The following is a 2,346-nucleotide window of genomic DNA, read 5'->3' as shown; positions in this document are numbered from 1 at the left end:
GCATTACATTCATCTAAACCCAGTAAGAGCTGGCATTGTTGAAAAAGCAACACATTACATATATTCTAGTGCAAGTAATTATGTAAACAACCAAGGCTTAATTGATATAGAAATAGTGGATAATCCAGTAATGGATGTGCTAAGTGCGTCATCCATTACAAAATATAATCAATATTGAAAATGAATTTTTTGCATGACTGTTTTCGGAATAATAAGGACCTCAAAGTCGGGAGACTTTGAGGAGCGAGTACCTTGGAAAGCACTAAATCATGAATATTTATCTAAAGAAGCGGAATATCTTATTGATTTAGGAGCGAAAGATTTTCAAAAAATAAATTCGGATACATAGAAAGTAATATGGTAGTAAATCAAAGCTTAAATCCTGAAGATAATATAGATTTAGTAGAGCGTTACTTTGAAGAAAATTTCAAAGAATATGTTTTAATAAAAAAGACTAATTATACAGGATATTGGTGGGTAGAGTATGTTAATGGCATTGATGTTAAAATTTGTTTTGATGGAGATACTGGAGGTCATTTTTCAGTAAAGATTTTTATAGATAATACAGAATATTTTCTTTGGCAGTTTGATCGTTCAGTAAATAGTAGAACTCAATCTACAAGTGAAAACATTTTATACCAACTTAAAGTATTGAAGATTTTTATTAAGTGATAATGTTTAACGCCTCCCCGTTCCATACCGCAAATTTCCACGTCTTTTAGGCACAGTACAACAAGGAAAGCGAAGAATTGATAATAGTAATCAAGAAAATGCGAAGAAATATAAAAGCAAGATAATAATTAGTATTTATTCAAAGTAGGCAACCTTTGCAAAGCGTATAAAATAAAAGAATACAAAAAATTGAAAGAAGGTTTAATTGATATAGAAATTTTGGATAATGCAGTAATAGATATCTTCCTGCTGGCAAGTTTTAAACTTATCATCCATTACAAAATATAATCAATATTGAAAATAAATCTTTTAGTAAAAATATAGCCCTCATAGTCAAGAGACTTTGCGGAGTGGAATTATTATAAGCACACTGATGAAACGAAATAACACCGAACAAACAATGAATGATTTAAAAAAATATAATTATTATACCCATTTCCTAGATGCTCAAGAATTTGCTATTCGAGTATTAGCTAATGGATCTATAAGCGAAAATGTATCAAGTATAGAGGTTTATAAAAACAAAAAATGGCGAAATGACGATCGTATACTACGATCATTTATGAACCTTAATATTACTGGTTGGATTACAGATGATGACCAGATCGATATGGCAATTGTTAAGGAGCATATAATTTCAGGAATGACTTGCAGAACAATTAAAGCAAGAAATATAGCCTTTGAAAAACATAAAAATCAACGATATGGTATTTATCCTTATGAAGTACATCTTACCAATGTGGTTAGTGTGCTATTACATTTTGGGTTTAACTTTAAAGATGATGAATTAATAGTATCAGCATGGTTACATGATATTCTTGAAGATACTGATTTTAATAAAACGTTATTATCATCCTATTTTGGAGAGAATATAAGAGGAATAATAGAAGCTGTAAGTAACCATAATGATGGTGCGAAAACTAAATTAGAAAATAAACGCATAACTTTTATTAAAATATCAGGAAACGAAAAAGCGATAATAGTTAAACTTGCAGACCGGATAGCTAATGTTGAATTTAGTTTATTACATGGAAATATAGAGAAACTAAATAATTATAAAGAAGAACAATTTTTGTTAGATGAATTAATTCTACCAAAAATTAAAACTGATAAAGTAATATATATGTACAACTATTTAAAAAATATGTTTGCACTTTAGCGCCTGCTGCACTAAGCCAAAAAAAAACTGATATGAAATATAAGATTCGAAAACAGATATAATAAGAAATCACCCGCTCCGCAAAGTCTCCCGACTTTGAGGAACATTAATTAACGAAACATAAGATAAAATAATACGAGATTGAAAGAAGGCTACATAATTAGAGATCAAGAAAAAATACATTTTATTACGGCAACCGCAGTGGATTGGATAGATGCGTTTACACGAAAGATATATAAAGATGTAATAATTGATTGTTTAAGTTTTTGTATCAAAAACAAAGGCATGATTTTATTCGGTTATGTAATTATGAGCAATCACTTGCATTTAATTATACAATCTAAAGACGGAAAACTATCAGATTTAATAAGAGATTTTAAAAAATTTACAGCTAAATCAATTTTAGAAAAAATACAAACCGAGCCTGAAAGCAGAAGAGAATGGATGCTAGAACGATTTAAAAAAGCTACACAGACACATAGCAGGAATACCAACTATCAATTTTGGCAATATGG

4 protein-coding genes are annotated in these 2,346 nt (G+C 29.3%); all 4 read left to right on the top strand.

Annotated features, from left to right (window positions below; all coding sequences use genetic code 11):
• The first annotated feature begins 193 nt into the window (after positions 1 to 193).
• Complete coding sequence (locus BZARG_RS15810) at positions 194 to 349, top strand: hypothetical protein (protein WP_008639180.1); 156 nt, start codon at positions 194 to 196, stop codon at positions 347 to 349.
• Between the two features lie 8 nt (positions 350 to 357).
• Positions 358 to 672, top strand: a complete 315-nt coding sequence (locus tag BZARG_RS13090) for a hypothetical protein (protein ID WP_008639181.1) — start codon at positions 358 to 360, stop codon at positions 670 to 672.
• Positions 673 to 1,045: 373 nt separating this feature from the next.
• On the top strand, positions 1,046 to 1,831 hold the full coding sequence (locus BZARG_RS15350; RefSeq protein ID WP_008639182.1) for an HD domain-containing protein: 786 nt from the start codon (positions 1,046 to 1,048) through the stop codon (positions 1,829 to 1,831).
• A 141-nt stretch (positions 1,832 to 1,972) separates the two neighbouring features.
• Positions 1,973 to 2,346 (top strand): transposase (locus tag BZARG_RS13080; RefSeq protein WP_040288788.1); only part of this gene is annotated, 374 nt, incomplete at its 3' end.

Source organism: Bizionia argentinensis JUB59 (assembly GCF_000224335.1).
Lineage (GTDB): Bacteria > Bacteroidota > Bacteroidia > Flavobacteriales > Flavobacteriaceae > Algorimicrobium > Algorimicrobium argentinense.
This window is presented reverse-complemented; position numbering and strand designations above follow the sequence as displayed.

Coding starts and splice junctions, on each gene's coding strand:
- BZARG_RS15350 (WP_008639182.1), top strand. CDS start 1,046: ATGAAACGAAATAACACCGAACAAACAATGAATGATTTAAAAAAATAT.
- BZARG_RS13090 (WP_008639181.1), top strand. CDS start 358: ATGGTAGTAAATCAAAGCTTAAATCCTGAAGATAATATAGATTTAGTA.
- BZARG_RS15810 (WP_008639180.1), top strand. CDS start 194: ATGACTGTTTTCGGAATAATAAGGACCTCAAAGTCGGGAGACTTTGAG.